The following is a 17432-nucleotide window of genomic DNA, read 5'->3' as shown; positions in this document are numbered from 1 at the left end:
AGGTGGTGAGTCAGGACTTCAGTCGGGAAAAGCGACTGCTTACACCCCGACACTTCAAAGCGGTCTTCGACTCCCCAACCGGCAAGGTTCCAGGGAAAAACCTGCTGATCCTTGCTCGCGAGAACGGTCTCGATCACCCTCGTCTCGGCCTGGTGATCGGCAAGAAGAGCGTCAAGCTCGCCGTTCAACGCAACCGCCTCAAGCGCTTGATGCGCGATTCCTTTCGCCTGAACCAGCAGTTGCTTGCCGGGTTGGACATCGTGATCGTCGCGCGCAAGGGATTGGGTGAGATAGAAAACCCGGAATTGCACCAACACTTTGGCAAACTCTGGAAACGTCTGGCGCGCAGCCGGCCAACTCCAGCAGTCACCGCCAATTCCGCAGGGGTAGACAGTCAAGATGCGTAAACTGGCACTCGTTCCGATCCAGTTTTACCGTTACGCCATTAGTCCTCTGATGGCCAACCACTGTCGTTTTTTCCCCAGTTGCTCCTGTTACGCTTATGAAGCCATCGAAAACCATGGCGTCTGGCGTGGTGGGTGGCTGGCCGTTCGTCGCCTGGGGCGTTGTCATCCGTGGAATGACGGCGGTTTCGACCCCGTTCCACCCGCTCCTTCCTCCCGAACTTCTTCGATAGCCGAGTAATCATGGATATTAAACGCACGATCCTGATCGCCGCGCTGGCAGTCGTGTCCTACGTCATGGTCCTGAAGTGGAACGATGACTACGGCCAGGCTGCCCTGCCGACTCAGAATACTGCTGCCAGCACTGTTGCGCCGGGCTTGCCCGATGGCGTGCCGGCCGGTAACAACGGCGCCAGCGCCGATGTGCCGAGCGCCAACGCCGAATCGAGCCCTGCCGAACTGGCACCGGTCGCACTCAGCAAGGACCTGATCCGAGTCAAGACCGACGTTCTGGAACTGGCTATCGATCCGGTCGGTGGTGACATCGTCCAGTTGAACCTGCCGAAGTACCCACGCCGTCAAGACCACCCGAACATTCCGTTCCAGTTGTTCGACAACGGTGGTGAGCGTGTTTACCTGGCCCAAAGCGGTCTGACCGGTGCCAACGGCCCGGATGCCCGCGCCAGCGGCCGCCCGCTGTATGCCGCCGAGCAGAAGAGCTACCAGCTGGCCGATGGCCAGGAACAACTGGTGGTCGACCTGAAGTTCAGCGACAACGGAATCAACTACATCAAGCGCTTCAGCTTCAAGCGCGGTGAGTACGACCTGAATGTCAGCTACCTGATCGACAACCAGAGCGACCAGGCCTGGAGCGGCAACATGTTTGCCCAGCTCAAGCGCGACGCCAGCGGCGATCCGTCCTCGAGCACTGCCACTGGCACCGCCACCTACCTGGGCGCAGCCCTGTGGACAGCTTCCGAGCCTTACAAAAAGGTCTCGATGAAGGACATCGACAAAGGTAGTTTGAAAGAAAATGTGTCCGGCGGCTGGGTTGCATGGCTGCAGCACTACTTCGTAACCGCCTGGATTCCGGCCAAGTCGGACAACAACGTTGTCCAGACTCGCAAGGACAGCCAGGGCAACTACATCATCGGCTACACCGGCCCAGCCCTCAGCGTCCCTGCTGGTGGCAAGGTCGAAACCAGCGCCATGCTGTACGCCGGCCCGAAGATCCAGTCCAAGCTGAAAGAGTTGTCCCCAGGCCTGGAACTGACCGTCGACTACGGCTTCCTGTGGTTCATCGCCCAGCCAATCTTCTGGCTGCTGCAACATATCCACAGCCTGCTGGGTAACTGGGGCTGGTCGATCATCGTGCTGACCATGCTGATCAAAGGCCTGTTCTTCCCGCTGTCGGCTGCCAGCTACCGCTCCATGGCACGTATGCGTGCTGTTGCGCCCAAGCTCGCCGCGCTGAAAGAACGCTTCGGTGACGATCGCCAGAAGATGTCCCAGGCGATGATGGAGCTGTACAAGAAAGAGAAGATCAACCCGCTGGGCGGCTGCCTGCCGATCCTGGTGCAGATGCCGGTATTCCTGGCCCTGTACTGGGTACTGCTGGAAAGCGTAGAAATGCGCCAGGCCCCATGGATGCTGTGGATTACCGACCTGTCGATCAAGGATCCGTTCTTCATCCTGCCGATCATCATGGGCGCCACCATGTTCATCCAGCAGCGCCTGAACCCGACGCCGCCAGATCCGATGCAGGCCAAGGTGATGAAAATGATGCCGATCATCTTCACCTTCTTCTTCCTGTGGTTCCCGGCTGGTCTGGTGCTGTACTGGGTTGTGAACAACTGCCTGTCGATTTCGCAGCAGTGGTACATCACTCGCCGTATCGAAGCAGCCACCAAAAAAGCTGCTGCTTGACGGGCTAGTACGCTAGCCTGTGAATAAAAAACGCCCCCTCGTGGGGCGTTTTTGCTATCTGTCGTTTTTGTCGTAGAGGCTTTCGAGCATGAACACTGTGCGTGAAACCATCGCCGCCATCGCTACCGCCCAAGGCCGCGGTGGTGTGGGTATTGTCAGGTTGTCCGGCCCATTGGCCAGCAAGGCCGGGCAGTTGATCACCGGTCGTACGCTGACCCCTCGCCATGCCCATTACGGCCCGTTCCGCGACGATGAAGGGCTGGTGCTTGACGAGGGGATTGCGTTGTTCTTCCCTGGGCCGAACTCGTTCACCGGCGAAGATGTGCTCGAACTCCAGGGCCACGGTGGCCCGGTGGTCCTGGACATGCTGCTGCAGCGCTGTGTACAAGTTGGCTGTCGCCTGGCCCGCCCGGGTGAATTCAGCGAACGCGCGTTCCTCAACGACAAGCTCGACCTGGCCCAGGCCGAAGCCATTGCCGACCTGATCGAGGCCAGCTCCAGCCAGGCGGCACGTAACGCCCTGCGCTCGCTGCAGGGGGAATTCTCCAAGCGTGTGCACAGCCTGACCGAGGCGCTGATCGCCCTGCGCATCTACGTCGAGGCAGCAATCGACTTCCCCGAAGAGGAGATCGACTTCCTCGCCGATGGCCACGTCCTGTCGATGCTCGATGCAGTGCGCGGCGAGTTATCCACCGTACAACGTGAGGCCGGGCAGGGTGCCCTGCTGCGTGACGGGATGACGGTGGTCATCGCCGGGCGGCCGAATGCCGGCAAGTCGAGCCTGCTTAACCAGCTGGCTGGTCGGGAAGCCGCCATTGTCACCGACATCGCCGGCACCACACGGGACATCCTGCGCGAACATATTCACATCGACGGTATGCCGCTGCACGTGGTCGATACCGCCGGTTTGCGTGATACCGATGACCATGTGGAAAAGATCGGCGTAGAACGGGCCCTGAAGGCCATTGGCGAGGCCGATCGTGTGTTGCTGGTGGTCGACTCCACCGCGCCCGAGGCCAGCGACCCGTTTGCCTTGTGGCCCGAGTTTCTCGATCAGCGGCCCGACCCTGCCAAGGTCACGCTGATTCGCAACAAGGCCGACCTGAGTGGCGAGCGGGTGGCGCTGGAACAGTGCGATGACGGCCATGTGACCATCACCCTCAGTGCCAAGGGCGACGACACTGGGCTGCAACTGCTGCGCGACCATCTGAAGGCATGCATGGGTTACGAACAGACGGCGGAGAGTGGTTTCAGTGCCCGCCGGCGGCACCTGGATGCCTTGCGCCAGGCCAGCGAGCACCTGGAGCACGGCCGTGCACAGTTGACCTTGGCGGGCGCGGGAGAGCTGCTGGCAGAAGACTTGCGCCAGGCACAGCATGCCCTGGGGGAAATTACCGGGGCGTTCAGCTCGGATGACCTGCTGGGGCGCATTTTCTCCAGCTTCTGCATCGGCAAGTAATCCACAGCCACGCTAGGCCAAGGCCGCTCCTTCGGGAGCGGCTTTTTTTTGCCTCAAATTCATTGCAGGAGATGACCACAGTGAGGTCAACAGCGCACCTGTGGGCGCGGGCATGCCCGCGAAGACGCCAGTACAACCGCTAGATCTCTAAGGCTGGGCCAACGCTTTTGCGGAAAACCAGCTGTCGCCTTGTCCGCATCTGTCCCGAACTTGAGTATTTTTTCATCCACAACCTGAAAACTGCGCTCAGGAGCCCTGTGGAAAACCCATCTTCAGCTCAGTTGATAAGCAGGCTTTTTTCCTGAGGAGAAATCCGCCTGTGGGTAAATAGCCATTTCATCCACAGGCTAAATGACGTTATCCATAGCCCTCATGGCACTCCAGACACAGGGTTTAATTTCTTTCTACACAGCGCCATTCAAGGCCTACAGAGCTTTATCCACAGATATGGTTGTGCATAAGAATAAACATAAAAACAAAGCTTTTATAAATTTCTTCTTGTTGATTTCTGTTGTCTGCCACTCATCCACAGACTGGTCAAAATTTGCTCAGACGGTTTCTTTAAAGGGGGTGAAGTCCCTATACTTGTCGGCTTACCTTCTCTATTCGCAAAAACAGGCACGAGGTGCGTGGTGGATTTCCCTTCCCGTTTTGAAGTGATCGTCATCGGCGGCGGCCATGCCGGTACCGAGGCTGCGCTTGCGTCTGCACGCATGGGTGTGAAAACCCTGCTGCTGACCCATAACGTGGAAACCCTCGGTCACATGAGCTGCAACCCCGCCATTGGCGGTATTGGCAAAAGCCATCTGGTCAAAGAGATCGATGCCCTCGGCGGCGCCATGGCGCTGGCCACCGACAAGAGCGGCATCCAGTTCCGCGTTCTGAACAACCGCAAGGGCCCGGCGGTACGCGCCACCCGTGCGCAGGCCGACCGCGCCATCTACAAGGCGGTGGTGCGTGAAATCCTGGAAAACCAGCCGAACCTGTGGATATTCCAGCAGTCCTGCGACGACCTGATCGTCGAGCAGGACCAGGTCAAGGGCGTAGTTACCCAGATGGGTTTGCGTTTCTTCGCCGAATCGGTGGTACTGACCACTGGTACTTTCCTCGGCGGGCTTATCCACATTGGTCTGCAAAACCATTCCGGTGGCCGTGCCGGTGATCCACCCTCGATCGCCCTGGCCCACCGCATGCGTGAACTGCCGCTGCGCGTCGGCCGCCTGAAAACCGGGACTCCGCCACGCATCGATGGGCGCTCTGTGGATTTCTCGGTGATGACCGAGCAGCCAGGTGATACGCCGATCCCGGTCATGTCCTTCATGGGCAATGCCGAAATGCACCCACGGCAGGTGAGCTGCTGGATTACCCATACCAATGCGCGTACCCACGAGATCATCGCCTCGAACCTCGATCGTTCGCCGATGTACTCGGGTGTGATCGAAGGCGTCGGTCCGCGCTACTGCCCATCGATCGAAGACAAGATCCACCGGTTCGCCGACAAGGAAAGCCACCAGGTGTTCATCGAGCCGGAAGGCCTGAACACCCATGAGCTGTACCCCAACGGTATTTCCACTTCGCTGCCGTTCGACGTGCAGCTGGAGCTGGTGCGTTCGATCCGCGGCATGGAAAACGCCCACATCGTCCGCCCGGGGTACGCCATCGAGTACGACTACTTCGACCCGCGTGACCTCAAGTACAGCCTCGAGACCAAAGTCATCGGTGGCCTGTTCTTCGCCGGGCAGATCAACGGCACCACCGGTTACGAAGAAGCCGGTGCCCAGGGCCTGCTGGCCGGGACCAACGCCGCACTGCGCGCACAGGGCCGCGAAAGCTGGTGCCCGCGCCGCGACGAAGCCTACATCGGCGTACTGGTCGACGACCTGATCACCCTGGGTACCCAGGAGCCGTACCGCATGTTCACCTCACGTGCCGAGTACCGCCTGATCCTGCGCGAAGACAACGCCGACCTGCGCCTGACCGAGAAAGGCCGTGAACTGGGCCTTATCGACGATCAGCGTTGGGCCGCCTTCTGCGCCAAGCGTGACGGCATCGAGCGTGAGGAACAGCGCCTGAAGTCGACCTGGGTGCGGCCGAACACCGAACAAGGCCAAGCCATTGTGGATAAGTTCGGCACGCCGCTCAGCCACGAATACAGCCTGCTGAACCTGTTGGCGCGCCCGGAAATCGACTACGCCGGGCTGATCGAGGCGACCGGCGGTGACGCGATCGATCCACAGGTCGCCGAGCAGGTCGAGATCCGCACCAAGTACGCGGGCTACATCGACCGCCAGCAGGATGAAATCGCTCGCCTGCGCGCCAGCGAAGACACCCGCCTGCCTGTGGATATCGACTACACGACGATTTCCGGCCTTTCCAAGGAGATCCAGGGCAAGCTTGGCCAGACCCGCCCGGAAACCCTGGGCCAGGCTTCGCGCATCCCAGGCGTGACCCCGGCGGCGATTTCCCTGTTGCTGATTTACTTGAAAAAACGCGGCGCTGGCCGCGAATTGGAGCAAAGCGCTTGAGTTCCCTGGTCACCCCGCAACACGCTGAAGAGTTGTCCACAGGCGCGCGCCAGCTCGGTGTCGAGCTGAGCGCCGAGCAGCACGAGAAACTGCTTGGCTACCTGGCCCTGTTGATCAAATGGAACAAAGCCTACAACCTCACGGCCGTGCGCGACCCGGACGAGATGGTGTCGCGCCATCTGCTCGACAGCCTGAGCGTCATGGCGTTTATCCACAGCGAGCGTGACAACTGGCTGGATGTCGGCAGTGGCGGTGGCATGCCGGGTATTCCGTTGGCTATCCTGCATCCGCACAAGCGCGTGACGGTGCTGGACTCCAACGGCAAGAAGACCCGCTTCCTGACCCAGGTGAAAATGGAGCTCAAACTGGACAACCTCACGGTTATCCACAGCCGGGTCGAAGCCTTCCAGCCGGCGCAGCCGTTCGACGGAATCATCTCCCGCGCTTTCAGCAGCATGGAGAACTTCACCAACTGGACCCGCCATCTGGGCGACACCGGGACGCAATGGCTTGCAATGAAGGGGCTGCATCCTGCCGATGAACTGGTAGCATTGCCCGCAGACTTCACAGTGGAAAGCGAACAGGCCCTGACCGTTCCAGGTTGCCAGGGCCAGCGCCATCTGCTGATACTGCGCCGCAAGGCATGACTGGGAACACGCGCATCAATGGCTAAGGTATTCGCAATCGCGAACCAGAAAGGTGGTGTAGGCAAGACCACCACCTGTATCAATCTCGCCGCCTCGCTGGCCGCGACCAAGCGTCGTGTGCTGCTGATCGACCTCGATCCGCAGGGCAACGCCACCATGGGCAGCGGTGTGGACAAGCACGAGCTCGAGCACTCGGTCTACGACCTGCTGATCGGGGAATGCGACCTGGCCCAGGCCATGCATTACTCCGAGCACGGTGGGTTCCAGTTGCTGCCGGCCAACCGCGACCTGACCGCCGCCGAGGTGGTGCTGCTGGAAATGCAGGTCAAGGAGAGCCGTCTGCGCAACGCACTGGCGCCCATCCGTGAGAACTACGACTACATCCTCATCGACTGCCCGCCGTCGCTGTCGATGCTCACGCTTAACGCCCTGGTGGCTTCCGATGGCGTGATCATCCCCATGCAGTGCGAGTACTACGCACTGGAAGGTCTCAGCGACCTTGTGGATAACATCAAGCGCATCGCCGCCCGGTTGAACCCGGAGCTGAAGATCGAGGGCTTGCTGCGGACCATGTACGATCCTCGCCTGAGCCTGAACAACGATGTTTCGGCGCAGCTGAAGGAACACTTTGGCCCGCAGCTGTACGACACGGTCATTCCGCGCAATATTCGCCTGGCCGAGGCCCCCAGCTTCGGCATGCCGGCCTTGGCCTACGACAAGCAATCGCGCGGCGCGCTGGCTTATCTGGCCCTGGCCGGGGAACTGGTTCGCCGTCAGCGCCGTCCATCACGCACTGCACAAACAACTTAAGGAATCCGTATGGCCGTCAAGAAACGGGGTCTCGGACGTGGGTTGGATGCACTGCTCAGTGGTCCTTCCGTCAGCGCGCTCGAAGAGCAGGCTGTGAAGATCGACCAGAAAGAACTGCAACACCTGCCGGTCGAGCTGATCCAGCGTGGCAAGTACCAGCCGCGTCGGGACATGGACCCGGAGGCGCTGGAAGAGCTCGCGCATTCGATTCGCAGCCATGGCGTCATGCAACCGATCGTGGTCCGCCCGATTGGCGACAACCGCTTCGAGATCATCGCCGGTGAGCGCCGCTGGCGCGCGACCCAGCAGGCCGGCCTGGACACGATCCCGGCCATGGTCCGCGAAGTGCCCGATGAAGCCGCCATTGCCATGGCGCTGATCGAGAACATCCAGCGCGAAGACCTCAACCCGCTGGAAGAGGCCATGGCCCTGCAGCGTCTGCAGCAGGAATTCGAGCTCACCCAGCAACAGGTGGCCGACGCCGTGGGCAAGTCGCGGGTCACCGTGGCCAACCTGCTGCGCCTGATCACCTTGCCGGAGGCGATCAAGACCATGCTCGCCCACGGTGACCTGGAGATGGGCCACGCACGCGCATTGCTCGGCCTGGACGAAAACCGTCAGGAGGAGGGGGCGCGTCATGTTGTCGCACGTGGTCTCACCGTGCGCCAAACCGAGGCACTGGTTCGTCAGTGGCTCAGTGACAAGCCTGATCCGGTCGAACCAAGCAAACCTGATCCGGATATCGCACGCCTTGAACAGCGGCTCGCAGAGCGGCTGGGGTCGGCCGTCCAGATCCGTCATGGCAACAAGGGCAAGGGCCAGTTGGTTATTCGTTACAACTCGCTTGACGAGTTGCAAGGCGTGCTTGCTCACATCCGCTGAAACAATTCCTGTTGTAGCGCGCAGTCGGAAATCACTACGAAGAGTTGAATAGGGGTTAATCCACCCCTATACTCTGCGCGCATTTTGTCGGCACAAATTATGCCAAGTCATAGCTGACTTGTTGGTCGACTTACGAGGAGCAGTTGTGATGGAAATCCGCACGCCAAACCGCCTGCCTTTCCATCGCTGGGCGGTTTTTCCGGTACTGCTGGCTCAATTCGTCGTACTGCTGCTGGCAACCCTGGTGTTGTGGCAGTGGAAAGGGGCGGTCAGTGGATATTCAGGCCTTTGCGGAGGTTTGATTGCGTGGCTGCCCAATGTGTATTTCGCCTGGAAGGCTTTTCGCTTCAGCGGAGCTCGGGCAGCACAAGCCATCGTCAAGTCGTTCTACGCTGGCGAGGCAGGCAAGATGATTTTGACGGCAGTGCTTTTTGCACTGACCTTCGCAGGAGTGAAGCCACTGGCGCCGTTAGCAGTATTCGGCGTCTTCGTGTTGACCCTTTTGGTCAGCTGGTTCGCGCCCCTGCTGATGAATAAAAGACTTTCGAGACCTTAGGGCGTTTGAGGCAACCATGGCAGCAGAAACCGCTTCGGGCTATATCCAGCACCACTTGCAGAACCTGACCTACGGTCAACTACCAGACGGCAGCTGGGGCTTTGCCCATTCGGCTGCAGAAGCCAAGGCAATGGGCTTCTGGGCGTTCCACCTGGACACCCTGGGTTGGTCCGTCGCGCTGGGTCTGATCTTCCTGTTCATTTTCCGCATGGCGGCAAAGAAGGCGACTTCCGGCCAGCCTGGCGGTCTGCAGAACTTCGTGGAAGTGATGGTCGATTTCGTCAACGGCAGCGTGAAGGACTCCTTCCACGGCCGTAGCCCGGTAATCGCACCGCTGGCACTGACCATCTTCGTCTGGGTATTCCTGATGAACGCCGTCGACCTGGTACCGGTCGACTGGATTCCTCAGCTGGCCATCCTGATTTCCGGTGATCCGCACATTCCGTTCCGCGCCGTGTCGACCACCGACCCGAACGCGACCCTGGCCATGGCCTTCAGCGTGTTCGCCCTGATCATCTTCTACAGCATCAAGGTCAAGGGCCTGGGCGGCTTCATCGGTGAACTGACCCTGCACCCGTTCGGCAGCAAGAACATCTTCGTGCAGATCCTGCTGATTCCGGTCAACTTCCTGCTCGAATTCGTCACCCTGATCGCCAAACCGATCTCGCTGGCACTGCGTCTGTTCGGCAACATGTATGCCGGCGAACTGGTGTTCATCCTGATCGCGGTCATGTTCGGCTCCGGCCTGCTGTGGCTCAGCGGCCTGGGTGTGGTGCTGCAATGGGCGTGGGCTGTGTTCCACATCCTGATCATCACCCTGCAAGCTTTCATCTTCATGATGCTGACCATCGTCTACCTGTCGATGGCGCACGAAGATAACCATTAAGACCGCCTGGCGTGTCTGATAGCCTTCCCCGCCTGTTCGGGGGGAGGGCTTAAAAAGTCCGCAAGGGCAGCTGTACTCACGATTTGTTTTACCGCTTCAAACTAAAAACCTAACCAATACGACGTAAAAGTCGGGAGGAAAGATGGAAACTGTAGTTGGTCTGACCGCTATCGCTGTTGCTCTGCTGATCGGCCTGGGTGCTCTGGGTACCGCCATTGGTTTCGGCCTGCTGGGCGGCAAATTCCTGGAAGGCGCTGCTCGTCAACCAGAAATGGTTCCGATGCTGCAGGTCAAAATGTTCATCGTTGCCGGTCTGCTCGACGCCGTAACCATGATCGGTGTTGGTATCGCTCTGTTCTTCACCTTCGCGAATCCGTTCGTTGGTCAGATCGCCGGCTAATCACTCGTCACCACGAGTTGATGGCTGTATGAATTAAGACCGAGCGAGGTGTTGGCGTGAACATTAATGCAACCCTGATTGGCCAATCCGTTGCTTTCCTGATTTTTGTACTCTTCTGCATGAAGTACGTATGGCCTCCGGTCATCACTGCTCTGCAAGAGCGCCAAAAGAAGATTGCCGACGGTTTGGACGCTGCCAACCGCGCAGCTCGCGACCTGGAGCTGGCCCAAGAGAAAGCGGGTCAGCAACTGCGTGAAGCTAAAGCACAGGCAGCCGAAATCATTGAGCAAAGCAAGAAACGCGCTGCTCAGCTTGTCGAGGAAGCCCGTGAACAGGCCCGCGTCGAAGCTGACCGTGTGAAGGCTCAGGCTCTGGCCGAGATCGAACAGGAACTGAACAGCGCTAAAGACGCCCTGCGTGCCCAAGTGGGTGCTCTGGCCGTTGGCGGTGCTGAAAAGATCCTTGGCGCCACAATCGATCAAAACGCGCATGCGGAGCTGGTTAACAAACTGGCCGCTGAAATTTAAGCGAGGGCGATCATGGCAGAACTGACCACGTTGGCCCGACCTTACGCTAAGGCTGCCTTTGAGCATGCCCAGGCCCATCAGCAACTGGCCAATTGGTCAGCCATGCTCGGCCTGGCTGCTGCGGTGTCGCAAGACGACACCATGCAGCGCCTGCTCAAGGCCCCGCGACTGACGAGCGCAGAAAAGGCCGCCACGTTCATTGACGTGTGCGGTGACAAGTTCAATGCACAGGCACAGAATTTCATTCATGTTGCCGCGGAAAACGACCGTCTCCTGCTTCTGCCGGAGATTGCCGCTCTGTTTGACCTGTACAAGGCCGAGCAAGAGAAATCCGTGGACGTGGAAGTCACCAGTGCCTTCGCGTTGAACCAAGAACAGCAAGACAAACTCGCCAAGGTTCTCAGTGCACGGTTAGGCCAGGAAGTGCGCCTGCACGCGTCGGAGGATGCCAGCCTGATTGGCGGCGTCGTCATCCGCGCTGGTGACCTGGTAATCGATGGCTCTGTTCGCGGCAAAATCGCGAAACTGGCCGAAGCATTGAAATCTTGAGTTTGAAGGGGCAGCAGAGCAATGCAGCAACTCAATCCTTCCGAAATTAGTGAAATCATCAAGGGCCGCATCGACAACCTCGATGTGAGCTCCCAAGCCCGTAACGAAGGTACCGTTGTTTCGGTTTCCGACGGTATCGTGCGGATCCACGGTCTGGCCGACGTCATGTACGGCGAAATGATCGAGTTCCCGGGCGGCGTCTACGGCATGGCACTGAACCTGGAGCAAGACTCCGTAGGTGCAGTGATCCTGGGTGCCTACGACACCCTCGCCGAAGGCATGAGCGCCAAGTGCACCGGCCGCATCCTGGAAGTTCCGGTTGGTAAGGAACTGCTGGGTCGCGTCGTCGACGCACTGGGCAACCCGATCGACGGCAAAGGTCCTCTGGGCAACACCCAGACCGACGCGGTCGAGAAAGTAGCTCCAGGCGTGATCTGGCGTAAGTCGGTAGACCAGCCTGTACAGACTGGCTACAAATCCGTCGACGCCATGATCCCTGTCGGCCGTGGCCAGCGTGAGCTGATCATTGGCGACCGTCAGATCGGCAAGACCGCCATGGCCATCGACGCCATCATCAACCAGAAAGACTCCGGTATTTTCTGTGTTTATGTAGCTGTCGGCCAGAAGCGTTCCACCGTTGCCAACATCGTTCGCAAGCTGGAAGAAAACGGCGCCCTGGCCAACACCATCGTGGTTGTTGCCAGTGCTTCGGAATCCGCCGCACTGCAATTCCTGGCGCCATACGCCGGTTGCACCATGGGCGAGTTCTTCCGTGACCGCGGTGAAGACGCTCTGATCGTTTACGATGACCTGTCCAAGCAGGCCGTTGCCTACCGTCAGATCTCCCTGCTGCTGCGCCGTCCACCAGGACGTGAAGCGTACCCAGGCGACGTGTTCTATCTCCACTCCCGTCTGCTGGAGCGTGCATCGCGCGTTTCGGAAGAGTACGTCGAGAAGTTCACCAACGGTGCTGTCACTGGCAAAACCGGTTCCCTGACCGCTCTGCCGATCATCGAAACCCAGGCTGGCGACGTTTCCGCGTTCGTTCCGACCAACGTGATTTCCATCACCGACGGTCAGATCTTCCTGGAATCGGCCATGTTCAACTCGGGCATCCGCCCTGCAGTGAACGCCGGTGTTTCGGTATCCCGCGTAGGTGGTGCCGCTCAGACCAAGATCATCAAGAAGCTGTCCGGTGGTATTCGTACCGCGCTGGCTCAGTACCGTGAACTGGCTGCATTCGCCCAGTTCGCGTCCGATCTGGACGAAGCGACCCGCAAGCAGCTGGAGCATGGTCAGCGCGTTACCGAGCTGATGAAGCAGAAACAGTACGCGCCAATGTCCATCGCGGACATGGCACTGTCGCTGTACGCCGCTGAGCGTGGCTTCCTGACCGACGTAGAAGTCTCCAAGATCGGCAGCTTCGAGCAAGCACTGATCGCCTTCTTCAACCGTGATCACGCTGAACTGATGGCGAAGATCAACGTGAAGGGTGACTTCAACGACGAAATCGACGCAGGCCTGAAAGCCGGTATCGAGAAGTTCAAGGCCACCCAGACCTGGTAAGCCGCAGCGGGGGCCCTGGCCCCCGCTTGCTAACCTGATAGGTGATACATGGCAGGCGCAAAAGAGATTCGCAGTAAGATTGCGAGCATCAAAAGCACGCAAAAAATTACCAGCGCCATGGAGAAAGTGGCGGTCAGCAAGATGCGCAGGGCACAAATGCGCATGGCTGCTAGCCGTCCTTACGCGGAGCGTATCCGCCAGGTGATCGGTCATCTGGCCAACGCCAACCCGGAATACCGCCACCCGTTCATGATCGAGCGCCCTGTAAAGCGCGCCGGTTATATCGTGGTGAGCAGTGACCGTGGTCTGTGCGGTGGCTTGAATACCAACCTGTTCAAGGCCTTGGTCAAGGACATGAGCGCAAACCGCGAACAGGGCGTGGAAATCGACCTGTGCGTGATCGGCAGCAAGGGTGCGACTTTCTTCCGCATCTTTGGCGGCAACGTCGTAGCAGCGATCAGCCACTTGGGCGAAGAGCCATCGATCAACGATCTGATCGGCTCCGTCAAAGTGATGCTGGACGCCTACCTGGACGGCCGTATCGATCGCCTCTCCGTGGTTTCGAACAAGTTCATCAACACCATGACCCAGAAGCCAACGGTCGAGCAATTGGTACCGTTGGTGGCAACCCCGGATCAGGATCTCAAGCATCACTGGGATTACCTGTACGAACCCGACGCAAAAGAGCTGCTGGACGGCTTGATGGTGCGTTACGTGGAGTCGCAGGTATACCAGGCGGTGGTCGAGAACAACGCTGCTGAACAAGCGGCCCGGATGATCGCCATGAAGAACGCCACAGACAACGCCGGTGATTTGATCAAAGAGCTTCAGTTGATCTACAACAAGGCGCGTCAGGCTGCGATCACCCAGGAGATCTCGGAAATCGTCGGCGGCGCTGCCGCGGTTTAACGGTTCAAAAATTCAGAGGATCCAGCTATGAGTAGCGGACGTATCGTTCAAATCATCGGCGCCGTCATCGACGTGGAATTCCCACGTGATGTCGTGCCGAGTGTATACAACGCGCTGAAAGTACAAGGCGCGGAAACCACCCTGGAAGTTCAGCAGCAGCTGGGCGACGGCGTGGTTCGTACCATTGCGATGGGCTCCACCGAAGGCCTGAAGCGCGGTCTGGAAGTCGTTGACTCCGGCGCTGCCATTTCCGTTCCTGTTGGTAAGGCCACCCTGGGCCGTATCATGGACGTACTGGGCAACCCGATCGACGAAGCCGGCCCGATCGGTGAAGAAGAGCGTCGCGGTATCCACCAGCCAGCGCCTTCGTTCGCTGACCAGGCAGGCGGCAACGACCTGCTGGAAACCGGCATCAAGGTTATCGACCTGGTTTGCCCGTTCGCCAAGGGTGGTAAAGTTGGTCTGTTCGGTGGTGCTGGTGTCGGCAAGACCGTAAACATGATGGAACTGATCCGTAACATCGCCATGGAACACAGCGGTTACTCCGTGTTCGCTGGTGTGGGTGAGCGTACTCGTGAGGGTAACGACTTCTACCACGAGATGAAGGACTCCAACGTTCTCGACAAAGTAGCACTGGTCTACGGTCAGATGAACGAGCCACCAGGAAACCGTCTGCGCGTAGCGCTGACCGGCCTGACCATGGCTGAGAAGTTCCGTGACGAAGGTAACGACGTTCTGCTGTTCGTCGACAACATCTATCGTTACACCCTGGCCGGTACCGAAGTATCCGCACTGCTGGGCCGTATGCCTTCGGCAGTAGGTTACCAGCCGACCCTGGCTGAAGAGATGGGCGTTCTGCAAGAGCGCATCACCTCCACCAAGGAAGGTTCGATCACCTCCGTTCAGGCTGTATACGTACCTGCGGACGACTTGACCGACCCGTCGCCAGCGACCACCTTCGCCCACTTGGACGCCACCGTCGTTCTGTCCCGTGACATCGCCTCCCTGGGTATCTACCCAGCGGTCGATCCACTGGACTCGACTTCGCGCCAGCTGGACCCGAACGTGATCGGCAACGAGCACTACGACACCGCTCGTGGCGTTCAGTATGTTCTGCAGCGCTACAAAGAGCTGAAGGACATCATTGCGATCCTGGGTATGGACGAACTGTCCGAGACCGACAAGCAACTGGTAGCCCGCGCTCGTAAGATCCAGCGCTTCCTGTCGCAGCCGTTCTTCGTGGCCGAAGTCTTCACCGGTTCGCCAGGCAAGTACGTTTCCCTGAAAGACACCATCGCTGGCTTCAGCGGCATCCTCAAAGGTGACTACGACCACCTGCCAGAACAAGCGTTCTACATGGTCGGCAGCATCGACGAAGCGATCGAGAAAGCCAAGAAACTGTAATTCCTGCGCCCCGCAAGGGGCGCTATCAGGTTGAGGCAAGCAGATGGCTATGACAGTCCATTGCGATATCGTCAGCGCGGAAGGAGAAATTTTCTCCGGTCTGGTCGAGATGGTGGTTGCGCACGGTAACCTGGGTGATCTTGGTATCGCTCCAGGCCACGCGCCGCTGATCACCAATCTGAAGCCAGGTCCGATTACGCTGACCAAGCAGGGTGGCGCCCAAGAGGTGTTCTACATCTCTGGTGGTTTCCTCGAGGTTCAGCCGAACATGGTCAAGGTGCTTGCCGATACCGTGCAACGTGCTGCAGACCTGGATGAAGCGCAAGCTCAGGAAGCCCTCAAGGCTGCCGAGAACGCCCTGAATCTGAAAGGCGCGGACTTCGACTACAGTGCCGCCGCCGCACGTCTGGCCGAGGCCGCAGCCCAGCTGCGTACCGTCCAGCAAATGCGCAAAGGCAAGTAATCGGCCTCGGCTGATAACTTCTGTTGCGATTGAGTAAAAGGGTAGCCTCGGCTACCCTTTTTCTTTTTCTGATTTTTCTCCCCCCGGTCTTTCACTGACCGCCCAGGATTGGTAGCCAGTAATGTCACTCGATATCGTTATTCTCGCCGCCGGCCAAGGCACCCGTATGCGTTCGGCGCTGCCCAAGGTGCTGCACCCGGTAGCCGGCAACTCCATGCTCGGCCATGTTATCCACAGCGCGCGCCAGCTGCAGCCGCAAGGTATTCACGTGGTCATTGGTCATGGTGCCGAGCTGGTTCGCGAGCGCCTGGCCGCTGACGACCTGAACTTCGTCATGCAGGAAAAACAGTTGGGTACCGGCCATGCGGTAGCCCAGGCACTGCCGGCCGTGACCGCCGACACCGTGCTGGTGCTGTACGGTGATGTACCGTTGATCGAAGTGGAGACCCTGCAACGTCTGTTGGCCAAGGCCAATGACCAGCAGCTGGGCCTGCTTACGGTCACGCTTGACGACCCGACCGGCTATGGCCGCATCGTGCGTGACGAGCAAGGCCAGGTGACTGCCATCGTTGAGCACAAGGACGCCAACGACGCGCAGAAAGCGATCAAGGAAGGCAACACCGGTATTCTGGCCCTGCCAGCCGCGCGCCTGGCCGACTGGATGGGCCGCCTGTCGAACAACAACGCCCAAGGCGAGTACTACCTGACCGACGTCATCGCCATGGCAGTGGCCGACGGCCTGGTGGTAGCCACTGAACAGCCACATGACCCGATGGAAGTGCAGGGCGCCAACGATCGTCGTCAGCTGTCCGAGCTGGAGCGTCACTACCAGCTGCGTGAAGGCCGCCGCCTGATGGCCCAGGGTGTGACCCTGCGGGACCCGGCGCGCTTCGATGTACGGGGGGAAGTGACCGTTGGTCGTGATGTGCTGATCGACATCAACGTGATTCTCGAAGGCAAAGTGGTCATCGAGGACGATGTGCAAATCGGCCCTAACTGCGTCATCAAGAACACCACCCTGCGCAAAGGCGCGGTGGTCAAGGCCAACAGCCACCTTGAAGGCGCCGTGATGGGCGAGGGCAGCGATGCCGGCCCGTTCGCCCGCTTGCGCCCTGGCAGCGTGCTGGACGCCAAGGCCCATGTGGGTAACTTCGTCGAACTGAAAAACGCCCACCTGGGTGAAGGCGCCAAGGCCGGTCACCTGACTTACCTGGGCGATGCTGAAATCGGTGCACGCACCAATATTGGCGCTGGCACCATCACCTGCAACTACGATGGCGCCAACAAGTTCAAGACAGTGATGGGCGAGGACGTGTTCATCGGCTCGAACAACTCGCTGGTGGCGCCTGTGGAAATCAAGGCCGGCGCGACCACCGCAGCCGGTTCGACCATCACCCAGACCGTCGAAGCCGCCGACCTGGCTGTGGGTCGTGCGCGCCAGCGCAATATCTCTGGCTGGAAGCGGCCGGAGAAAATCAAGAAGAGCTGAGTTATTCACAGCTGTTCGATCAAAAGCCGA

Annotated in this window: 18 protein-coding genes; all 18 read left to right on the top strand. The window is 59.3% G+C overall.

The window, feature by feature from the left end; genetic code table 11:
* The first annotated feature begins 2 nt into the window (after positions 1 to 2).
* The 18 genes from rnpA (at position 3) to glmU (ending at position 17402) form a co-directional block, all read left to right on the top strand.
* Positions 3 to 407 carry a ribonuclease P protein component gene (rnpA, locus tag SB756_RS22015; RefSeq protein WP_003253166.1) on the top strand — a complete coding sequence of 135 codons (405 nt, stop codon included), beginning with the start codon at positions 3 to 5 and terminating at the stop codon, positions 405 to 407.
* Positions 400 to 645 (top strand): membrane protein insertion efficiency factor YidD, encoded by a 246-nt coding sequence (yidD, locus tag SB756_RS22010; protein WP_080642832.1) that lies wholly within the window; start codon positions 400 to 402, stop codon positions 643 to 645. The genes rnpA and yidD overlap by 8 nt, the downstream gene beginning before the upstream one ends.
* Positions 646 to 647: 2 nt before the next feature.
* Positions 648 to 2330 (top strand): membrane protein insertase YidC, encoded by a 1683-nt coding sequence (gene yidC, locus SB756_RS22005; protein ID WP_410911848.1) that lies wholly within the window; start codon positions 648 to 650, stop codon positions 2328 to 2330.
* 88 nt (positions 2331 to 2418) lie between these two features.
* Entirely contained in the window at positions 2419 to 3789 is a 1371-nt protein-coding gene (gene mnmE, locus SB756_RS22000) for a tRNA uridine-5-carboxymethylaminomethyl(34) synthesis GTPase MnmE (RefSeq protein ID WP_049275249.1), read from the top strand.
* Between the two features lie 632 nt (positions 3790 to 4421).
* Positions 4422 to 6314: a tRNA uridine-5-carboxymethylaminomethyl(34) synthesis enzyme MnmG gene (gene mnmG / locus SB756_RS21995; protein WP_041168155.1), complete on the top strand. Its 1893-nt coding sequence runs from the start codon at positions 4422 to 4424 to the stop codon at positions 6312 to 6314.
* A complete protein-coding gene (gene rsmG / locus SB756_RS21990) occupies positions 6311 to 6961 on the top strand; it encodes a 16S rRNA (guanine(527)-N(7))-methyltransferase RsmG (protein ID WP_016502298.1) in 651 nt (216 codons plus the stop codon). Before mnmG ends, rsmG begins: the two co-directional genes overlap by 4 nt.
* An 18-nt stretch (positions 6962 to 6979) precedes the next feature.
* Positions 6980 to 7771, top strand: a complete 792-nt coding sequence (locus SB756_RS21985; protein ID WP_016502297.1) for a ParA family protein — start codon at positions 6980 to 6982, stop codon at positions 7769 to 7771.
* A gap of 9 nt (positions 7772 to 7780) precedes the next feature.
* Complete coding sequence (locus SB756_RS21980) at positions 7781 to 8653, top strand: ParB/RepB/Spo0J family partition protein (RefSeq protein WP_016502296.1); 873 nt, start codon at positions 7781 to 7783, stop codon at positions 8651 to 8653.
* 148 nt (positions 8654 to 8801) lie between these two features.
* Positions 8802 to 9209, top strand: coding sequence for a F0F1 ATP synthase subunit I (locus SB756_RS21975; protein WP_008092225.1), 408 nt, complete (start codon positions 8802 to 8804; stop codon positions 9207 to 9209).
* 16 nt (positions 9210 to 9225) lie between these two features.
* Entirely contained in the window at positions 9226 to 10095 is an 870-nt protein-coding gene (gene atpB, locus SB756_RS21970) for a F0F1 ATP synthase subunit A (protein ID WP_016489912.1), read from the top strand.
* Between the two features lie 142 nt (positions 10096 to 10237).
* Complete coding sequence (gene atpE, locus SB756_RS21965; protein WP_003097235.1) at positions 10238 to 10495, top strand: F0F1 ATP synthase subunit C; 258 nt, start codon at positions 10238 to 10240, stop codon at positions 10493 to 10495.
* A gap of 56 nt (positions 10496 to 10551) precedes the next feature.
* Positions 10552 to 11022: a F0F1 ATP synthase subunit B gene (locus SB756_RS21960; protein WP_003253189.1), complete on the top strand. Its 471-nt coding sequence runs from the start codon at positions 10552 to 10554 to the stop codon at positions 11020 to 11022.
* 12 nt (positions 11023 to 11034) lie between these two features.
* Entirely contained in the window at positions 11035 to 11571 is a 537-nt protein-coding gene (locus SB756_RS21955; RefSeq protein WP_003253191.1) for a F0F1 ATP synthase subunit delta, read from the top strand.
* A gap of 21 nt (positions 11572 to 11592) precedes the next feature.
* Positions 11593 to 13137 carry a F0F1 ATP synthase subunit alpha gene (gene atpA, locus SB756_RS21950; RefSeq protein ID WP_012274911.1) on the top strand — a complete coding sequence of 515 codons (1545 nt, stop codon included), beginning with the start codon at positions 11593 to 11595 and terminating at the stop codon, positions 13135 to 13137.
* Positions 13138 to 13185: 48 nt separating this feature from the next.
* The gene (gene atpG / locus SB756_RS21945) at positions 13186 to 14046 is read left to right on the top strand and encodes a F0F1 ATP synthase subunit gamma (protein ID WP_016502295.1); all 861 of its coding nucleotides are present in this window, start codon (positions 13186 to 13188) and stop codon (positions 14044 to 14046) included.
* 27 nt (positions 14047 to 14073) lie between these two features.
* A complete protein-coding gene (atpD, locus tag SB756_RS21940) occupies positions 14074 to 15450 on the top strand; it encodes a F0F1 ATP synthase subunit beta (protein ID WP_016502294.1) in 1377 nt (458 codons plus the stop codon).
* Positions 15451 to 15493: 43 nt separating this feature from the next.
* Positions 15494 to 15913 carry a F0F1 ATP synthase subunit epsilon gene (locus tag SB756_RS21935; protein ID WP_041167946.1) on the top strand — a complete coding sequence of 140 codons (420 nt, stop codon included), beginning with the start codon at positions 15494 to 15496 and terminating at the stop codon, positions 15911 to 15913.
* A 121-nt stretch (positions 15914 to 16034) separates the two neighbouring features.
* Positions 16035 to 17402, top strand: a complete 1368-nt coding sequence (gene glmU / locus SB756_RS21930; protein ID WP_043199910.1) for a bifunctional UDP-N-acetylglucosamine diphosphorylase/glucosamine-1-phosphate N-acetyltransferase GlmU — start codon at positions 16035 to 16037, stop codon at positions 17400 to 17402.
* The last annotated feature ends 30 nt before the right edge of the window (positions 17403 to 17432 follow it).

It is taken from the genome of Pseudomonas sp. SIMBA_068 (assembly GCF_046534705.1).
Taxonomy (GTDB): domain Bacteria; phylum Pseudomonadota; class Gammaproteobacteria; order Pseudomonadales; family Pseudomonadaceae; genus Aquipseudomonas; species Aquipseudomonas putida.
The sequence above is the reverse complement of the archived record's forward strand: the minus strand, read 5'-3'. Positions and strand labels throughout refer to the sequence as shown.